Source organism: Amycolatopsis thermoflava N1165 (genome assembly GCF_000473265.1).
Classification (GTDB): Bacteria; Actinomycetota; Actinomycetes; order Mycobacteriales; family Pseudonocardiaceae; genus Amycolatopsis_E; species Amycolatopsis_E thermoflava.
In genome coordinates this window covers 769,040-787,260 of record NZ_KI421511.1, presented here as the reverse complement: position 1 = coordinate 787,260, position 18,221 = coordinate 769,040, and the positions used below count along the sequence as shown (strand labels likewise).

The 18,221-nt window shown below is 69.7% G+C and carries 17 protein-coding genes; 7 read left to right on the top strand and 10 right to left on the bottom strand.

The features are described from left to right. Positions 1 to 372 precede the first annotated feature (372 nt). The 4 genes from AMYTH_RS0104005 to AMYTH_RS0103990 form a co-directional block, all read right to left on the bottom strand. Positions 373 to 1,494: a muconate/chloromuconate family cycloisomerase gene (locus AMYTH_RS0104005; RefSeq protein ID WP_027929213.1), complete on the bottom strand. Its 1,122-nt coding sequence runs from the start codon at positions 1,492 to 1,494 to the stop codon at positions 373 to 375. 63 nt (positions 1,495 to 1,557) lie between these two features. Continuing rightward, positions 1,558 to 2,406, bottom strand: a complete 849-nt coding sequence (catA, locus tag AMYTH_RS0104000; RefSeq protein ID WP_027929212.1) for a catechol 1,2-dioxygenase — start codon at positions 2,404 to 2,406, stop codon at positions 1,558 to 1,560. Between the two features lie 20 nt (positions 2,407 to 2,426). Continuing rightward, positions 2,427 to 4,001: a 4-hydroxyphenylacetate 3-hydroxylase family protein gene (locus AMYTH_RS0103995; RefSeq protein WP_027929211.1), complete on the bottom strand. Its 1,575-nt coding sequence runs from the start codon at positions 3,999 to 4,001 to the stop codon at positions 2,427 to 2,429. 34 nt (positions 4,002 to 4,035) lie between these two features. Continuing rightward, entirely contained in the window at positions 4,036 to 4,572 is a 537-nt protein-coding gene (locus tag AMYTH_RS0103990; RefSeq protein ID WP_027929210.1) for a flavin reductase family protein, read from the bottom strand. Between the two features lie 110 nt (positions 4,573 to 4,682). Here AMYTH_RS0103990 and AMYTH_RS0103985 point away from each other — a divergent pair, with 110 nt between their 5' ends. The 5 genes from AMYTH_RS0103985 (at position 4,683) to AMYTH_RS0103965 (ending at position 8,999) form a co-directional block, all read left to right on the top strand. After that, entirely contained in the window at positions 4,683 to 5,462 is a 780-nt protein-coding gene (locus AMYTH_RS0103985) for an IclR family transcriptional regulator domain-containing protein (protein WP_123687342.1), read from the top strand. Positions 5,463 to 5,614: 152 nt separating this feature from the next. After that, positions 5,615 to 6,232 (top strand): TetR/AcrR family transcriptional regulator, encoded by a 618-nt coding sequence (locus AMYTH_RS0103980; RefSeq protein WP_027929208.1) that lies wholly within the window; start codon positions 5,615 to 5,617, stop codon positions 6,230 to 6,232. An 86-nt stretch (positions 6,233 to 6,318) separates the two neighbouring features. Continuing rightward, positions 6,319 to 6,807: a nuclear transport factor 2 family protein gene (locus AMYTH_RS0103975; protein WP_027929207.1), complete on the top strand. Its 489-nt coding sequence runs from the start codon at positions 6,319 to 6,321 to the stop codon at positions 6,805 to 6,807. 106 nt (positions 6,808 to 6,913) lie between these two features. After that, the gene (locus AMYTH_RS0103970) at positions 6,914 to 8,146 is read left to right on the top strand and encodes an amidohydrolase (RefSeq protein ID WP_027929206.1); all 1,233 of its coding nucleotides are present in this window, start codon (positions 6,914 to 6,916) and stop codon (positions 8,144 to 8,146) included. 217 nt (positions 8,147 to 8,363) lie between these two features. Next, the gene (locus AMYTH_RS0103965; protein WP_209440740.1) at positions 8,364 to 8,999 is read left to right on the top strand and encodes an NADPH-dependent F420 reductase; all 636 of its coding nucleotides are present in this window, start codon (positions 8,364 to 8,366) and stop codon (positions 8,997 to 8,999) included. Positions 9,000 to 9,016: 17 nt separating this feature from the next. On the opposite strand, the gene AMYTH_RS0103960 is transcribed toward AMYTH_RS0103965, so the two are convergent. After that, on the bottom strand, positions 9,017 to 9,523 hold the full coding sequence (locus AMYTH_RS0103960) for a MarR family transcriptional regulator (protein WP_027929204.1): 507 nt from the start codon (positions 9,521 to 9,523) through the stop codon (positions 9,017 to 9,019). A gap of 88 nt (positions 9,524 to 9,611) precedes the next feature. On the opposite strand from AMYTH_RS0103960, the gene ctaD reads away from it, so the two are divergent. Beyond that, the gene (ctaD, locus tag AMYTH_RS0103955) at positions 9,612 to 11,366 is read left to right on the top strand and encodes an aa3-type cytochrome oxidase subunit I (RefSeq protein ID WP_027929203.1); all 1,755 of its coding nucleotides are present in this window, start codon (positions 9,612 to 9,614) and stop codon (positions 11,364 to 11,366) included. A 73-nt stretch (positions 11,367 to 11,439) separates the two neighbouring features. On the opposite strand, the gene AMYTH_RS0103950 is transcribed toward ctaD, so the two are convergent. Both AMYTH_RS0103950 and AMYTH_RS46880 read right to left on the bottom strand, forming a co-directional pair. Continuing rightward, positions 11,440 to 11,799 carry a hypothetical protein gene (locus AMYTH_RS0103950; RefSeq protein ID WP_027929202.1) on the bottom strand — a complete coding sequence of 120 codons (360 nt, stop codon included), beginning with the start codon at positions 11,797 to 11,799 and terminating at the stop codon, positions 11,440 to 11,442. A gap of 252 nt (positions 11,800 to 12,051) precedes the next feature. Continuing rightward, positions 12,052 to 13,254 (bottom strand): PucR family transcriptional regulator, encoded by a 1,203-nt coding sequence (locus tag AMYTH_RS46880; protein ID WP_027929201.1) that lies wholly within the window; start codon positions 13,252 to 13,254, stop codon positions 12,052 to 12,054. Between the two features lie 51 nt (positions 13,255 to 13,305). Between AMYTH_RS46880 and AMYTH_RS43755 the strand changes: the two genes are divergently transcribed. Continuing rightward, the gene (locus tag AMYTH_RS43755; protein WP_323807223.1) at positions 13,306 to 14,493 is read left to right on the top strand and encodes a mycofactocin-coupled SDR family oxidoreductase; all 1,188 of its coding nucleotides are present in this window, start codon (positions 13,306 to 13,308) and stop codon (positions 14,491 to 14,493) included. A gap of 1,001 nt (positions 14,494 to 15,494) precedes the next feature. Here AMYTH_RS43755 and AMYTH_RS43750 read toward each other — a convergent pair. The 3 genes from AMYTH_RS43750 to AMYTH_RS0103910 form a co-directional block, all read right to left on the bottom strand. After that, on the bottom strand, positions 15,495 to 15,842 hold the full coding sequence (locus AMYTH_RS43750) for an SH3 domain-containing protein (protein WP_037322231.1): 348 nt from the start codon (positions 15,840 to 15,842) through the stop codon (positions 15,495 to 15,497). Between the two features lie 137 nt (positions 15,843 to 15,979). Beyond that, positions 15,980 to 17,014, bottom strand: a complete 1,035-nt coding sequence (locus AMYTH_RS43745; RefSeq protein WP_051362507.1) for an alpha/beta hydrolase — start codon at positions 17,012 to 17,014, stop codon at positions 15,980 to 15,982. A 308-nt stretch (positions 17,015 to 17,322) separates the two neighbouring features. Continuing rightward, on the bottom strand, positions 17,323 to 18,207 hold the full coding sequence (locus tag AMYTH_RS0103910) for a hypothetical protein (protein WP_157360529.1): 885 nt from the start codon (positions 18,205 to 18,207) through the stop codon (positions 17,323 to 17,325). Between the last annotated feature and the right edge of the window lie 14 nt (positions 18,208 to 18,221).

The window sequence follows — 18,221 nt, the reverse complement described above, 5'->3', positions numbered from 1 at the left end:
CCGCCCGGTCCCAGCCGTGCTGGCGCGACGGGCACGATCACCCGATGCTCGCCGCTGCCCACACCGGGACCGGCCCCAGGCCGTCGAGGCGCCCCCGGTAGCGACCGGACGCGACGACGAGCTCGGTCCTGCCCGTGCCCGCCCGGCCGGAACGCCCGCTCGACGTGGTGCGGACGGCCGAGTGCTCGCGCCGCCCGCGCACGTCTCCGCGCCTCGGACAGGCCCGGACGTGGGTCGAGAAGCACCGGATGCCGGCCTCGGCCACGCCGTAACCACGGACGGGCCGAACCGGGCGGGCACCTCGCCGAGCCCGCCACAACACGCGTTCTTCCGACGAGGGGCGGACCTCAACTGCGAGCGCGGCCGGCCTGGTCAGCTCCGGGCGAACGCGCGCACCGCGTCCGGGTCGAGCTCGACCCCGAAGCCGGTCCCGTCGGGCAGGTGCAGCTCCCCACCCTCGTAGCGCAGCGGGGTGGCGAGGTGCTCGGCACGCATCAGCAGGGGCCCGAACAGCTCGCTCCCCCAGGTCACCGCGGGCAGTGCGCACGCCAGATGCAGCGAGGCCGCGGTGCCGACCGGACCGTCGATGGACGTGCCCATGTGGGCGGGGATCCCGGCGGCCGCCGCGACTTCCGCGATGGACCTGGTGGCCCTGAGGCCGCCGGACTTGCTGATCTTGAGCGAGTACACGTCGGCAGCGGCGAGCCTGGCGAGGCGGAGCGCGTCGCCCGGGGTGCGGAGGCTTTCGTCGGCCATGACGGGGATCGGCAGCGCCCGGTTGATCTCGGCGAGAGCCTCGACGTCGGCGCCGGGCACGGGTTGCTCGACGAGCTCGATGCCGCCGTCCGCGAGGCGGGGCAGGTGGGCCAGCGCCGTGCCGCGATCCCACCGCGCGTTGACGTCCACGCGCAGCCCCGCCGCGCCGGCCAGCTTGTCCGCGATGGCGGTGACGCGCCGGACGTCGTCGGCCGGGTCCTGGGCGCCCATTTTCAGCTTGAAGGTGCGGTGGGTCCCGGCGTCGAGCTTGGCGAGCGCCTCCTCGACGACGACCGGGGCTGGTTCGGTGCCCAGCGCCCAGGTGACCGGGACCGACCGGCGGACGACCCCGCCGAGGAGGGCGTGCGCCGGTACGCCCAGGCACCGGGCCCACGCGTCGTGCAGCGCGATGTCCACGGCCGCCTTGGCGTGCAGGTTGGCCGCCACCACGTCGCCGATGTCGCGCCCGATCCCCGCGATGTCGTCCACGTCGCGGCCGAGCAGGATCGGCGCCAGGTAGCGCTCGATGACGAGCTGCATGGTCTCCACCGACTCGCCACCCCACCACGGGCCCCCGGGCACGACGCCCTCACCCACGCCGGTGACGCCACCCGCGGTCCGCAGGTACACCAGCAGGACGGGCTGGACGTCCATCCCGACGCGGGCGAACCGGTGCGGTCGCCGCAGCGGCACGTCGAGCACGACCGTTTCGACGCGGTCGATGCGAAGATCGCTCATCACGAAGCTCCTCTGGTCTGCGACGGGCAGCGCCCCGGGCCCGCGGGCCCGGGGCGCGGGGGTTCAGGCCGGTTCGAGCACGAAGTCGTACTCGGCACGCACGCACCCGTCGGAGACCGGTTGCGGGTCGAGCACGAGTTCCGGCTTGGTCGCCTGCGCGACGTCGGAGTCGAGCCAGTCCCCGCCGGCGAAATACAGCTGCGTGGTGATCGGCCGGCAGCCGGGCGCCCGCACGATCAGGTGCAGGTGCGCCGGCCGCCACGGGTGCCAGCCCGCCGCCTCGATCAGCTTGCCGGTCGGGCCGTCGGTGGGGATCTGGTAGGGCGCGGGCTGGACGGTGCTGATCTCGAACCGGCCCTGGCCGTCGGCGACCACGACACCGCGCAGGTTGCCCTCGGGGATGTGCGGGGCGAATCCCGAGTAGTAGCCGGCGTGGTCGGCGTGCCAGATGTCGAGTTCGGCGCCGGGGACCGGCCTGCCGGTCGTGTCGCTGACCTGCCCGGCGAACACGAGCCGGGTGCCCGGTTCGTCCTCGCGCATCGGCAACGTGGTCACCGACGGCAGCTTGGGCGCGCCGGGCAGGTAGTACGGGCCCAGGATGCTGCCCTTGGTGCCGTGCTGCTTGCGGGCGGCCACTTCTTCGACCTCGTGCTCGACGAACACGTCGAGCAGCAACGGCCATTCGCCGCTCTCGCCGACCTCGATCAGCCACTGCTTGGCGGCGGTGAACTCGGGGTAGGTGACCTCGTGGGTGCGGATGGCCTCGTGCACCCCGTCCAGCATCGCCTGGACGACGGTCGCCACGCGTTCCCGGCTCACCTCGCCGGCGCCACCCTCCTGGCGCGCGAGGAATGCCTGGGTGGCCGAAGCGCCGGAACCGGCGGCCGTCGGCGATGGGTGTGTCGTGTCCATCGTGGAGTTCCTCTCCGTGCTCACCGCTTGCCCAGCAGCGATACGTCGTCGTTGTTGATCAGGTCGGGCACCGTCCAGCCGTCGAGGTCGTACTCGGCCATGCATTGTTCGGCGAAGCCGCGCATGGCATCGGCCTGACCGGACTGCTCCATGGCGATGAGCTGCTCGAAGCGCACGCCCTCGTGGTTGCCTGCGTAGTTGCGCTCGTAGAGCTCGTGACGGCCGCCGAACTCGGTGCCGATGGAGTCCCAGATCAGCTTCATCAGCTTGACCCGCTCGACCGAGTCGTAGCCGTTGGAGCCGCGCACGTACCGGTCGAGGTAGGGCCGGACCTCGGGCGAGGAGAAATCCGATGCGTGCGAGGGCAGGTAGATCAGGGCGCTGCCGAGGTCCTGCATGATGATCTCGCGGATGCGCGGGTAGCCGACGGTCATGAACCACCGGTAGGCCAGGCCGTAGTTCAGGTTCGGCAGCAGGGTGCCGTTCTTCCACTCGCTGGGGCTCGCGGCCATCGCGTCGGAGAGCGCCCAGAACAGGTTGCGCCAGCTGATGACCTCGCCGATGCGGGTCTGGATGCCGCGGAAGTCCTTGGTGCCGGTCGCTTCCACGCCCTTGAGCAGCAGGCCGGCGATGAAGTCGAGCTTGACCGCGAGGCGGGTGACGCCCTGGAAGGTGAACCGCTCCAGGAACCCGGAGCCGGGGACGAAACTGCTCACCTTGTCGGCGTCGCCGTAGATGAACACGTTCTCCCACGGGATCTTCACCTTGTCCAGGATGAAGATCGTGTCGTTCTCGTCGAGCCGGCTCGACAACGGGTAGTCGAACGGCGAGCCCATCTGGGCAGCCATGCTGGTGTAGGAGTTGCGGCAGATCAGCTTCATGCCGGGCGTGTTCATCGGCACCGTGCACACCAGGGCGAACTCGCGGTCCTTGAACGGCAGGCCGTAGTGGGCGATGAAGTTGAAGTGCGTGAGTGCCGATCCGGTCGCCACGACCTTCGCCCCGGAGACGACGAGGCCGTCGTCGGTCTCCTTCTCGACGTGGACGAACACGTCCTTGACCTCGTCGGGCTTCTTGTTGCGGTCGACGGGCGGGTGGACGATCGCGTGGTTCCAGTACAGCACCTTTTCCTGCGATTCGGCGTACCACCGGCGCGCGTTGCCGGAGAAGGGTTCGTAGAACTCGGAGTTCGCGCCCAGTGTGCCGAGGAAGGAGGCCTTGTAGTCGGGACTGCGGCCCATCCAGCCGTAGGTCATCCGCGCCCACTCGGCGATCGCGTTGCGGTCGGCGAGGAGGTCCTCGCGTGTGCGGGGGCTGCGGAAGAACGGGAACGTGAACCCGTTGCTGCCGGTGTCCGTCGGCACCGTCAGGACGTCCTTCTTGGCCGGGTCGTGCAGCGCGTCGTACAGGCGCGCCGTCATCCGAACGGGATTGCGGAAGGCCGGGTGGGCGGTGATGTCCTTGACCTTCTCGCCGTAGAGGAACACCTCCCGGCCGTCCTGCAGCGACTCGACGTACTCCTCACCGGTGAACGGGCGGGTGGTCCGCGCGTCCGCGGCACTGTCCGGGCCGGGCGTGGACTCCTGTGCGGTCATGCTTTTGCTCCTTTGCAATAGCGGACGACGTACGTCAGATGGAGGCGGCGAACCACGACACGCCCGGGCTGTCCCCGGACTGCAGCCACGGCGCCGCCTGGTAGACGGGACCGAGGTGACGGAAGCCGCCGAGGTAGAACACCAGCGGGTCGCCGCCGTCGACCTCGAAGCCGGCGACCTCACCGAGGTAGAGCACGTGGTCGCCGCCGTCGTAGCAGCACCACGGAGTGCACGAGATCGTGGCGAGCGCACCGCCCAGCTGCGGTGCCAGCTGCGGATCGGGACGGCGCCAGTCCGGCGCACCGGCCATCGGCTTGCCGGCGAAGTGCAGCGCGACCTCGCTTTGCGGTTCGCTCAGCACGTTGACGGTGAAGGGCGCGCCCTCGAGGTATTTGCTGATCTTCGACCGGCGGTCGAGCGACACCAGCACCAGTGCGGGATCCAGCGACACCGCGCTGAATGCGTTGACGGTCGCCCCGTGTGGCTTTCCGTCGCCGTCACAGGTGACCACCGTGACCCCGGTGGCGAAGTGGCCCAGGCACCGCCGCAGTGCTCGCGGATCGACCGGCATGCTCCACACCTCCTGTACACTATGTGTACGCAATGAACGGATAGTGTACGTCTGGCAGATCGTGTGACACTTCCCGCGGACTGTCAAGAGAACTGAGGAAAATGGAGCCGATGGACGACGAGAAGACGAGTCAGAACCACATCCAGGGCCTGGAACGCGGCCTCGCGGTGCTCACCGCGTTCGACGCCGACCGTCCGAACCCGACAGTGGCCGAGCTCGCGACGGCGACCGGGCTGTCCCGCCCGGTCGTGCGCCGAGTCCTGTTGACCTTGCAACGACTGGGTTACGTGGCCGCGTCCGGTCCACACTGGACGTTGACACCGCGGGTGCTGTCCATCGGCCAGCACTACACGGCGACGCACGCCCTCACCGAACTGGCTCAACCGCACCTGATGCGACAGGCCGAGCGGACCGGGGAGTCGGCCACCCTCGCGGTGATGGACGGCAACGAAGTCGTCTACATCGCGCGGGTGCCGGTACGCCGGGTGTTGAGCGTGACCGTGTCCCCCGGCACGCGCGTCCCCGTGCACGCGACGTCCCTGGGCCGGGTGCTGCTGGCGTGGGAACCGGACGAGCGGGTCGACGAGGTGATCGCCGAATGCGGGCTCCCCCGCCTCACCCCATACACCGTCACGGACCCGGCGGAGTTCCGCGAGATCCTGGCACGCGTCCGGGAACAGGGCTGGTCGCTGGTGGCGAACGAACGCGAGGAAGGGCTCATCTCGCTGTCGGCACCCGTGCGCGACCACCACGGCCGGGTCATCGCCGCGGTCGCCTCCTCCACCTCGACCGGGCGCACCACGCCGGACCGGATGCGCGAGGAGGTGGTCCCCGTGCTGCTCGAGACCGCGAAGGCGATCAGCGGCGAGCTGGGACACGAACGCGGGTGACACGGCGGTCCGCGGCCGGCGGGACCGTGCCAGCCCAGGGTCGGCGGCGTGTGCGCACTCGCCATGCTCACGCCTCCTCGGGCCTGAACGAACGTTCTTACTCCAGGGAACCAGTCGCTCCGAGGTCCGTCAAGAACGTGTAACCTCGCCGGATGAACAGTCGTTCTGCTGCTGCCGCGCTGATCAGCGAAACCGGCCGGGGCACCAAGGCGGCGATCCTCAACGCAGCCCTGGCCGCGTTCGGCGAAAAGGGCTTCAACGGCGCCTCGACACGCGATGTGGCCGCCGGCGCCGGAACCAGCCTGTCCAACCTCTACAACTACTTCCCGTCGAAGTCACACCTGCTCGCCGAACTGCTCCAGCGAGCCAACGACGAGCTGCTGAACCGCACCAGCGCCGCGGTCCAGGCCGCCGGGGACGACCCGGCCGACCGGATGCGGGAAGCGGTCAAGGCCTACGTCGGGTTCGTCGTGGACCACCAGACGGCAGCGCTGGTCGCCATCAGCGAGATCCGCTACCTCCACGGCGAGCATCGGGAACGGATCGTCCGCGCCCGCGACAGCACCCAGGCCATCTTCGGGGAGATCATCGCCGAGGGCGTCGCCCAGGGCCGGTTCACCACCCCCTACCCCGACGGCGCCGCACGGAACATCGTGTCGATGTGCTCGGCGATCTCCACCTGGTACCGCGCCGGGGGGCGCCTCTCCCGGAAGGCCCTCGCTGAGCAGCACGCCCGGTACGCGCTCGCCCTGCTCGAAACTCGCGACTGACCGCAGGCACGCCTTGCCAACCGGCTCCGCTCCCGCTTATGGTCTGAACGATCGTTCGTACTGAGGCAGAGAGCGGGGAGGCGGGCATGGGTGACCTGGAGGCCAGGATCCGGCGGCTCGAAGACGTCCAGGAGATCGGCCAGCTGCGTGCGCGGTACTGCCAGTACCTCGACGACGGGCGCTGGGACGAGCTCGCCGGCCTGTTCACCGAGGAGGGCCGGTTCGTCGGCCTGTCCACCGCCAGCGGGCGTAGTGAACTGCGGACATTCTTCGCCGGTCTGCAGCGCGGTCCGCTCACCGCGTGGTGGCACTTCAGCGCCAACGAGACGGTGACGGTCGACGGTGACGCCGCCTCCGGGGAAACCTGGCTCTACCAGCCCTGCGTGGTCGACGGCGAGGCACAGGTCGCCGCGGGCCGCTACACCGATTCGCTGGTGCGCCAGGACGGGAGGTGGCTGTTCACCGAGCGCAAGGTCACCTTCTTCTGGTGGGTCCCCCTGACCGCCGGGTGGGACGCCGGGAGAATCGGCTGGGCCCCGGCCGACGGGGCGCTGGATCCTCGCTACCGGCGATGACTGCCGCCCGGCGCGCTCAGCGTTGCGCTCCTACACTCGGCTGAAGTGGCCTGATCCCGGACGGGAGACGTACCGCTCCCGCGCCAGGCCGAGGAGGTCGGCGACGATGAGCGTTCATCGGGTCCTCACCGGTCTGGATGCGGTCCGGGCCGACCTGGAAGAGTTCTATCGGGACCTGCACCGGCACCCGGAGCTGGGCCTGCGGGAACACCGCACCGCCGCCAAGGTCGCGCAGGCGATGCGGGAGGACGGGTACGACGTCACCGAGGGCATCGGGGGCACCGGGGTGACCGCGGTCCTCGCCAACGGGCCGGGGCCGGTGGTGATGGCGCGAGCGGACATGGACGCCCTGCCTGTGCGGGAACAAACCGGGCTGCCCTACGCGTCCACGGTCACCGACGGCGACCAGCCGGTCATGCACGCCTGCGGGCACGACGTGCACGTGACGGCATTGACCGGGTGCGCGCGGCTGCTCGCGCGGGCCAGGGAATCCTGGCAGGGCACGTTCGTGGCACTCTTCCAGCCGTCGGAGGAGAACGGCGACGGCGCCGACGCGATGATCGACGACGGGCTGACCGGCAGGGTGCCCACCCCGGATGTCGTGCTGGCCCAGCACGTCCTGCCCTACCCCGCGGGGTACGTCGGAATCCGCGCGGGCCCGTTCCTGTCTGCTGCGGACAGTCTCGAAGTAACCGTCCACGGCCGCGGCGCGCACGGGTCGAAGCCCGAGTCGGCCGTGGACCCGGTGGTGATGGCGGCGATGATCGTCGTGCGCCTGCAGACCGTCGTCGCGCGCGAGCTGGCCGCCACCACCCCGGCGGTGCTCACCGTTGGCAGCATCCACGCCGGTTCCGGCCCCAACATCATCCCGGACCGGGCCGTGATCCAGCTCAACGTGCGCACCTACGACGACGCCACGCGCGCACACGTGCTGGAGGCGATCGACCGGATCGTCCGGGCGGAATGCGCCGCGTCCGGGGCCCGGCAGGCACCGGTGATCCGGCGGATCGCGTCGTTCCCGCCCACCGTCAACGACGAGGAACCCACCCGGCGCGTCGCGGCGGCGTTCGCCGACCACTTCGGCGAGACGCACACGATCGACCTGCAGACCGCGAGCGAGGACATGAGCCTGATCCCGCAGGCCTTCGGCGCGCCGTTCACCTACTGGGGTTTCGGTGGAACCGATCCCGCCGAATACGCCGAAGCGGACAAGCGCGGCACCCTCGCCCGCGACATTCCGGTCAACCACAACCCCCGGTTCGCCCCCGTCATCCAGCCCACGCTGGACACCGGTGTCACCGCAATGGCCGTGGCCGCGCTCGCCTGGCTGGCGGCCTGAGACACGACCGCGCCGGAGCGCGACCTCGCGGTTTCCGTGTTGTTCACGTCGCCGTCGCACTCTCTGCGCCGAGGACGAGGAGAGGGCGGATGAGGAGCCGCCCACTTTTTAGCGTCCGGACGCATGGGGCAGCCCCCTCCCGGGGCCGTTTGCCAACGTACCGCCGGGGTAGCCGGTAACGGACCCGGCCGACACCAAGGAGTCTGCGATGACGACAGTGACGATCATCGGCGCGGGCAACATGGCCCGGGGAATCGGCATCCGGGTGCTCGCCGGCGGCGCGGAGCTCCAGATCCTGGCGCCCTCCGCGGAGAAGGCGACCACACTGGCATCGGACATCGCCGGCGACGACGCCCCGGCCAGAGGCGGCGCGGTCGACCAGCATCCGGTCACCGGCGAGATCGTCGTACTCGCCACCCCGTACGAAGCGGCCCTGGAGTGGGCCTCCGGCCACGGGACCGAACTGGACGGACGGGTGGTCGTCGACATCACCAACCCGGTCGATTGGGTGACGTTCGACCGGCTGGTCACCCCGCCGGGATCGTCGGCCGCGGAGGAGATCGCCGCCCGACTCACCCGTCAGGTTTCGGTCGTAAAGGGCTTCAACACGACGTTCGCCGCGACACTGCACACGGGACAAGTGGACGGGCAGCCGCTGGACGTGCTGCTAGCCGGCGACGACGTCGAGGCCAAGCGTATGGTCAGCGGCCTGGTCGAGGCAGCCGGTATGCGGCCTGTTGACGCCGGGCCCCTGCGACGATCACGCGAACTCGAAGCGCTGGGCTTCCTCCACGTGACTTTGCAGGAACCGCTGGGAACCGGCTACCGCAGCGCGGTCAAGTTTCTGGGCTGAGATCTCGGCCAGCACGTTCAGCCGTCTTCGAAGCGCCGGAGCAGCAGCGTGAGCAGAGCGGCCAAGTCGGTGCGCTGCTGCCGGGTCAGGGGAGCGAGCAGGTCGTCCTCGAAGGCGAAGTGCTCGGCGATGTCGTCGTCCAGGTCGGACACCGCGTCCGGAGTCAGGGTGACCAGGACGCTGCGCTGGTCGTCCGCCGAGGCTTCCCTGGTGATCCAGCCGTCGCGCTCCAGCCGGTGCAGGCGGCCGGTCAGCCCGGAGGACGAGATCAGCATCTCCGCGCGCAGCTGGGACGGTGTCATCGCGTACGGCGGGCCGATGCGGCGCAGCGCCCGCAGCACCTCGAAGTCACCCACGTTGGCCACCATCCGTCCACGCCGGCGGCGCAGTCGGCCGTTCTCCGCGCCCTCCACGTGCTGCGCGATCCGCAGGATCCGGGCCAGCACCTCCGACGCCGAGACGTCCAGGCCGGGCATCTGCTCGGCCCACAGCGCCACCGACCGGCCGACGACATCACCATCCATGTCGTGAAGTAATACCTCGTGTGTTTCCGGACACCCGCACGGCCCCACGGGTAGATAGTTCGCTCGCGAGCGAGATAACCTCGCCTTCGTGACTGCCTCCACCTCGGCGCCCGCCCGGCCGGTCGCGCGCCGCTCGCCCAAGGGTTCGGTGCTGCTGCGGTTGTTGCGCACGACGGACCACAAGCAGATCGGCATCATGTACCTGGTCACGTCGTTCGCCTTCTTCATGGCGGGCGGCGCGATGGCGATGCTGATCCGCACCGAGCTGGCGCGCCCGGGACAGCAGTTCCTGTCGCAGGAGCAGTACAACCAGCTGTTCACCATGCACGGCACAGTGATGCTGCTGCTGTACGCGACGCCGATCCTGTTCGGGTTCGCCAACTTCGTGCTGCCGCTGCAGATCGGCGCACCGGACGTCGCGTTCCCTCGCCTCAACGCGCTGTCCTACTGGCTGTTCCTGTTCGGCGGCGTCATCACCGTCTCCGGCTTCCTGACCCCGGGCGGCGCCGCCGACTTCGGCTGGTTCGCCTACACGCCCCTGTCGAGCGCGATCTATTCGCCCGGCGCGGGCGGCGACCTGTGGATCGCCGGGCTGACCGTGTCCGGCCTGGGCACCATCCTCGGCGCGGTCAACATGATCACCACAATCGTGTGCCTGCGGGCGCCGGGCATGACGATGTTCCGGATGCCGATCTTCACGTGGAACGTCCTGGTGACGAGCGTGATGACCCTGATCGCGTTCCCGATCCTGACCGCCGCACTGCTCGGCCTGGCGGCCGACCGGCACATCGGGGCGCACGTGTTCGACCCGGCCAACGGCGGCGTGATCCTCTGGCAGCACATGTTCTGGTTCTTCGGCCACCCCGAGGTCTACATCGTGATGCTGCCGTTCGTCGGGATCGTGTCGGAGATCGTGCCCGTGTTCAGCCGCAAACCGTTGTTCGGCTACAAGGGCATGGTGTTCGCGACCATGGGCATCGCGGCGTTGTCGGTCGCGGTGTGGGCGCACCACATGTACGCCACCGGCGCCGTGCTGCTGCCGTTCTTCTCCTTCATGACCTTCCTGATCGCGGTGCCCACCGGGGTGAAGTTCTTCAACTGGATCGGCACCATGTGGAAGGGACGTCTCACGTTCGAGTCACCGATGCTGTTCTCGGTCGGGTTCATGGTGACGTTCCTGTTCGGTGGTCTGACCGGCATCCTGCTGGCCGCCCCGGCCATCGACTTCCACGTGTCGGACAGCTACTTCGTGGTGGCGCACTTCCACTACGTCCTGTACGGGACCGTGGCTTTCGCGACGTTCGCCGGCATCTACTTCTGGTTCCCGAAGATCACCGGGCGGATGCTGGACGAGAAGCTGGGCAAGCTCCACTTCTGGACCACGTTCCTCGGCTTCCACGCCACGTTCCTGGTGCAGCACTGGCTGGGCGCCGAGGGCATGCCGCGCCGCTACGCCGACTACCTGGCCAGCGACGGCTTCACCACGCTGAACACGATCTCGACCATCGGCGCCTACATCCTGGGTGCGTCGACCCTGCCGTTCATCTACAACGTGTTCAAGAGCTACCGCTACGGCGAGCTCGTCACGGTGGACGACCCGTGGGGCTACGGCAACTCGCTGGAGTGGGCCACCTCGTGCCCGCCGCCGCGGCACAACTTCACCGAGCTGCCCCGGATCCGGTCCGAGCGCCCGGCGTTCGAGCTGCACTACCCGCACATGGTCGAACGGCTGCACACCGAGGGTGAGATCACTTTCACCGGCCGGGCGAAGGCGCCATCACAAGCCCTCACCGACGCGATCATCCCGGGCGACCACGACAAGGACAACGCCTCCGAACACTGACGGGCACGCCCAGAGTCTGAGCCAGTTCCCTGTCCACGAGCAGCAACCGCCGCCTTCCCGAACCATCACCAAGCTAGTCGAGCACTGACTCGGCGATTCCCAGGCCGACGCCGCCCGATAGTGTTGCAGCCGATGCTGAGGCAGGCTTCCCGGTTTTCGTCGCGGACTTCACAGCCGTTGCGGACGCGGCGGAAACCGTGAAGCAGGGCGATCTGCTCAACCACTCAGCGCTGGGCACCAATCCGGGAGCGGTGCTGCCGCATCGAGCGAACTGCAACTCGATATCCCTGGCGCACACAAGGTCGCGTTGCTTGCCGAAGTCACAGGCCCGATCGCCGCAGCCGGCCAGGTCGCACGGGTTCTCGGCGATCCTGACCTGCGCGATCAGGGCCAGGGTGATGCCGCTGAACATCGCGATCGACAACGCGCCCATCGCCGTCATCGTGCGCGCGGCGTTGAGGCCCTTCGGCTTGCGGAAGGCCGCTCGTCGCCTGGTAGGTGCCGGCCAGCTGGGCGCGGTCCAGGCCCGGCGCCAGGCGCAAGGCGTCGCCCAGGCCGCGGCGCGTCAGCACACACCGGGCGAGAGCGTCAGCGCGGTCGCCCAGCTCGGCGCGCTGCTCGCCTCGGCCACCCTGGACCTGTCCCCCCGAGCAGCACAAGCGGCTGACCGCGGCATCCGACGCGGTCAGCTGACCAGCCCGAGCCGGTCGACCAGGTGGAGCGCGAGTTCGAGTCGCAGGCGGTGCTCCCCTGGCGCCTGACCGAGCAGGGCGGCCGCCTGGTCCACCCGGTACCGCACGGTGTTGTGGTGCACGCCGAGCCGCGCGCCCGCCGCCCGGAAATTGCCGCCGGCGTCGAAGAACACCGCGAGCGTGGTGCGCAGGCGGCGGGCGTCCTCGGTGCCGACGGCAAGCGGCCCCAGCGTCTCGGTCACGAACGTGCGGCAGACGCCGGGATCGGTGCTGCACAGCGCCGCCACGTCGATGTCCGCGAAGTGGGTGACAGTGCCCGCCGGACGGCCCGCGAGCTGCGCGACCCGCAGCGCTTCGCGGGCCTGCCGGTGGCTGCGCCGGAACCCCTCCGGCCCCGCCGCCGGCAACCCCTGCCCGGCCAGCACCGGCGCGCCCGCCGACGGCAGCCGTGCGGCGTCGCGCGTCGGCACCCAGCACCACGTGGTGTCCACATCCACCCGCACCACCAGCGGCGCCGCGGCGGTCAATGAGGCGGCCAGCGTCCGTGCGGTCGATTCCAGCGGATGGCGCTTGCCCTCCCGCGGATTCTTCAGGACCAGCGCGACGTGGCTGCCGGTGAGGTCGTACCCCAGCCGCAGCCGGACCTCCGCGACGTCGGTCTCCCCCGCGAGGACGCGGCGCACGAACTCGGCGCGTTCCAGCGAACCGTCCCTGGCCAGCCGCTCGGCCTCGTCACGGTACTCGGCGCTGAGCCGGTCGCTGACCAGTTCCAGCCAGGACAACAGGAACGTCGTGCCCTGGTTGACGACCGGCACCGCCAGCGCCACGTCGGGACAGTGCGCCTCGACCGCCCGCCCCCAACGCGTGCACCAGTAGGTGATGCCGAGCCGGTAGCCGCGCATCACCGCGTCGTGGCTGAGCCCGTGCTGCACCATCGACCGTGTCGAGCGCACCACCTCGGGCGAGGTGGTCACGTCCTTCGGCTGGTCACCGCGGACGAGGGCGTGCAGCAGCGCCTCGCTGTTGGCGAAGGCGGTCGCGCGGGCCAGGTCCAGCGCGTCGCGCTCGGCCAGCTCGGGCATGCCCGCCGCGATGTGGGCGACCGTGCCGTCGGCGATCGCGGTCAGGTCGGGCAGCATCGCCGCCGCCACATGCCTGGTGGCCGCGCGGATCGCGTCGTCGGTCGCCGCGGACATGGCCTCAGCGTATCCGCCAGATGGTCAACCGGGCGCCCCGCGGTTGACCGGTTGACCGAAGACACCGCGCGGCGTCGCGGGCACGCTGACGGTCACCCCGATCCGTGGAGGACATCCATGAAGCGAGCCGAAGGCAAAGTCGCCTTCATCACCGGAGCCGCCCGCGGCCAGGGACGCGCGCACGCGCTGCGCCTGGCCGGGGAAGGCGCGGACATCATCGCCGTCGACCTGTGTGAGAGCGTCGGCACCACGCCCTACGACGGGGCGACCGACGCGGACCTGGCCGAAACCGGCAAGCGCGTCGAGGAACTCGGCGGGCGGGTGCTGGCGCGGCAGGCCGACGTCCGGGATCTTGGCGCCCTGGAACGGGTTGTCGAGGAAGGGCTGTCCCGCTTCGGCGGCATCGACGTCGTCTGCGCCAACGCCGGCATCGCGAGCTTCGGATCCGCCTTGGAGCTCACCGAGCAGATGTGGCACGACGTCCTCGACATCAACCTCACCGGCGTGTGGAAGACGGTCCGGGCAACGGCACCGTCCATGGTGGAACGCGGCCGCGGCGGCTCGATCATCCTGACCAGCTTGATCGCCGGCCTGATCGGCTTCCCCAACCTGGCCCACTACACCGCCGCCAAACACGGCGTCACCGGGCTGATGCGGGTGCTCGCGATCGAGCTGGCGCCGCACCACATCCGCGTCAACTCCGTCCATCCGGCCACTGTGGACACCCCGATGGTGGTGAACGAGGCGTCCTGGAAGCTGTTCCTCGGCGGCATCGACGGCGCGACCCGGGAGCAGGCCGCCGTCGGCATGAAGGCGCTCAACGCGCTGCCGATCCCATGGCTCGATGTGGCGGACATCAGCAACGCCGTCCTCTACCTGGCCTCCGACAAGTCCCGCCACGTCACCGGCACCACCATGGTAGGACGAGGCGCTGTAAGCCACGGGGCGACGGCTGTGAACGCTCGCCGTGCCTACACGTCCTCAGCGACCCCGTCGAGCGGGGTGATTCTGGGCGAACGGAACTCGCTTTCCGCCAGCCTCCGTGCAAGGTGCATGTTGGCCTCGGCGCGCGCTGGGCTTCGCCGGCCCAAGCCGCAGGGTGCGGAAACGGCGACGACCGGCCGGGCGAGTGCCCGCTCAACCAGACGTAGCGCGACCGAAGCTCGCGACGGGTGCTGTTCGTCGATCAGGCCCACGATGAGTGGCACGTCCTTGTCCAGTTCGCGAAGCGGTTCGTAGAAACCTGGATCTAACGGTGGCGGGCTGGCGCCGTCTGCCAGCGCCGCGTGGAACGGTGGGATGGCGATAGCGCGTCCGGCCGCCCGAAGAGTGCTCGACAGCCGGTTGACGAAGGTGACCATCGGGACGAGGCTGCCCGGATCGGCGATGGGCTCGTTGTTCAGGTCGCCGTGGCACCAGATGTGGAAGGTCAAGGCCGCGTCGGCTGGGATCGCCGCCAGCAACCGGGTGGTGGCGCGCACGAGGTAGCGCGTGACGAGTGGCCGGAACCCCCTTGGCGATCGGTCATAGGCGACGCAGACGGCCGGTGACTCGATCTGGAACGCGACTTCATGCCCCCAGCAGCGGTGGATCTGCTGGATCTCCTCGGCGACCGCCGCCGCGAAGAGCGGCAGGTGGGTGAGCGCCGCGCGAAAGGCTGCCAAGGATGCTCGAGCAGGTAACAGGCCCATCGCAGCGGCCGGGACGCCGAAGACGAACATCGCCAGGTCCAATGGAGCGGGAATGCTGACCTGGTGCGGTGGCAGCGTGCGTCCGCACTCCTGGGCGAGCCTGCGCCGAGCAGCCATCGCCTCCTCGACCTCAGCGAGGCGACCGAGCGCGAGGTCGCGAGCATCCAGCCCCTGTCCCGGGACTGTGCGATACGCGATGGACTCGTCGTACCGCGCGAATTCTCCATGCAGGACCTGCTGCAATCCCGGCACCGTATTGAGTCTGCGCAGATAGCTGATGATCCAGTTCGGATCGCGGTCGGCCGGCAGAGCGGTGAGGAGAGCCAGGTCCGCGTGGTCGAGTTGCCAGCGCATCGCCGCATACGGATCGGGTGCGACCTCGGGCGGCAGGCTGCCGACCAGGTGGATCCGGCGGGAGACGGCTTGCGTAGCGGTGGTGGATGGTGACACGGGCGCTCCCCTGTCGTATCTCGGGCTGGGGCCGGTGCGCGGGGAGCTGGCGCACCGGGATGTGCGGGACCGCGATGAGGGAAGCGGTCCGGGTGGTGGTCAGGCCGGGCAGGGGCCGGGGCCGAGCCCGGTGTTGGCGACGTAGTCGGCGCGCATGTAGCCCGTCGGGCCATCCCAGATCTGCAGGTACCACCAGCCCGGGTGCTGACCCGGGGTGGCCCAGCAGAGCAGGCTGACCTGCTGGCCGCAGTTGTAGGTGCCGAGGATCCGGTACCCGGTGCCCGGTCCGCTGCGCAGGTTTACCCGGTCCCCGGCGACGTAGGCCGGTCCGGGCCGGGCTGCGCAGGCGGCGATGCGGGTGGTGTCGCTGCTGGTGTGATCCGGCGCAGCGGCCGTGGCGGTGGCGGCGCCGCCCAGTACTGCCGAGGTGGCCAGAAGCGTCGCCACAGCGGCTTTTCTGCTTCGTGTCAAAGTCACTTTTTCCTCCAATGTAGATAATCAAGGTGTGCAAAGGTGTTCGCTGACTTTTCCTTGCGGTTGCTCCTTTCGTCGTCAGATCACGGCCCGGTCAGACCGGGGTCTTCTCAGTGGCGGTTGAGCCAGTCGAGGATGTTCTGCGCCGTGTCGGGTGCGGTGGTGGACAACGTCAGGTCGTGCCCGGTGTCCGGGATGATCGCGCCGTCGACGGTGGCTTCCGGGCCGTAGAGCGGCTTCTCGTGGTCGGCGAGCTCGTTTCCGCTGCTGCAGGGCGCACCCATCGGCGGGACTGCCCCGCACATGAGCTGGTCGGCGCCACCATTGACGACGTAGACGGGGCCGTTGTAGCCGCGCGACGAGGTCAGGGCCAGTTCCTTGAGGTAGGTGGCCAGGTCGCCGAGGGTGTAGAGGTCGCGTAGCTCGTTGTCGCGGGCGATCACGGCGGGATCGGAGGTTCGAGGGTCGTAGAAGATGGCTTTGCGCCCCCGTTGGGTGGTGATGTAGCCGGCGTCGAGGCCGAGCGGGGCGAACTTGGGGTCGAGCATGGCGGGTTGCGGGTGCAGGAAGACCTGCGCGACGATGGTGACCAGGTTCGGGGTGTGCGTGACACCGGTGGTGACCAGGGCGTCGACGTCACGGGGATGGGTGCCGGCAAGGGCGTAGGCGATGATGCTGCCGTAGGAGTGCCCGACCAGCGCGACCTTGGTGAAGATCGGGCCGAGCGCACCGGTGCGTAGGGCCTGCACCGTCTGGTGCACCGTGGCGATCTGGTTCGGCAGGGTGACCTGTGTGGACGGTGGATGGGTGGATCGTCCGGTGCCGAGCTTGTCCAGGGCCAGGGTCGCGAGTCCGGCCTCGTTGGCGTGGCGGGTGAAGGAGTAGATGTCGGTCTGGTAAGGGAAATCCCAGTAGTGGCGGTCGTAGGTGATGCCCGGGATGAGAACCGCGACACGGTCGGCGCCCTCGGGGACGCACAGAGTTCCGGCGAGCTGGGCGGGTGAGCCATCAGTGAGTGAGACCGGCAGGGTGACCTCGCGGCAGGGGGAGGTCGGTGCCGGTGAGGCGTGGGCGGGCGCGGCGAGTGTGGCGAGCGCCAGGGCGCAGGCCGCAGCAGCTCGGCATAGGCGGGTGAACGTGGGCATGGGGCCTCCCAGGAAGCGGGTGTGGACGGCGCGTGGGGAGGCACACGCACGCGAGAGAGCGCCAAAAGTGGTTGAGCGGAGCGATTTGCTCGATGGTTCAGTTGTGACCAGCGCGACCTCGAGATCACGCGGTGGAACGGCGGTCACCGTGGAGTGGCACGTCCTGCGCGTGCCACGCGCCCGCTGGGGTCACCGGGCCGCGGCGACACCAAGGCCGGCCACCGGCGGAGATCTCCTAGCCTGAGCGGTCGCGCTGGTCACGGGACATGGCGGCATCACCTCCTCTCCACTGGGCAGCGGGCCCGGGGTCAATCGCGCCGACTGGCTGGGCAGAACGCGGCGTGCATGGTGGTGGCGACCAACAGCAGCGAGTTGGGTTCCCGTCGCCGGTTTCCGAGGCTGCTCAAAAGGCTCCTGGTCCGGCTGGGATCGTCGGCGTGGTCGGCGAGCAACCACACCTGCTCCGGGAGGTGGTCGCATCGGCGGAGGGCATAGATCTCGCCGGTGCGCGGGAGATAGTTGAGCTGCCAGGGGCCGGTGAGCGCGGGAGGCTCCAGCTCCGGTAGCGGTTCGTCGTCGTCGCGGCGCCATCCGTCTCCGAAGTACTCGGCGTCGGCGATGGTGCCGCCCCATACCGCTCTGGTGGCCCGGCGCGGGTCGGCGGCCAGGAACTCTTCCTCACTGTTGAAGGTGGTGACCCAGGCCGGTTGTGTGGACGGTCGTCGCCAGCCACGGGCTGCTTCGCCCAGCAATCCCTCGTCGTGGTCGAGGTCGAGGACTAGGCGCCGCACCGCGTCTATCAACCCGGACGTGCGGTGCAGCTCGTCGCTGGTGTGCTCGGCCTCGGCAAGCAGGCGCCGGAACTCTGCCTTCGCATCAGCGAGCTGGTGCCGGACGTTGCGGCGCCCGCGCCACCGGTGTTCGATCCCCTGCCGGGCGAGGTCGGAGACGCGATCTCCACACGTGCTGATCTCGCTGGTCAGCCGGCGGGCGCAAGCGCGCAACGAGTTGGCGCGCCGCCGCAGCAGATCGTCCGCGATGAGCAGATCCTGGGCAGGATCACGTGGATCGTCGATCGCGGCGGCCAGATGGGTGGCCAGCGCGGCTGGGACGTCGATCCGCCGGTCGTCGCTGCGCAGCACCAGCCCGGATTCGGCATGCTGCCAGCTCAATTCCGGTCGATACGCCTTCATCACTCCCCCTCTGT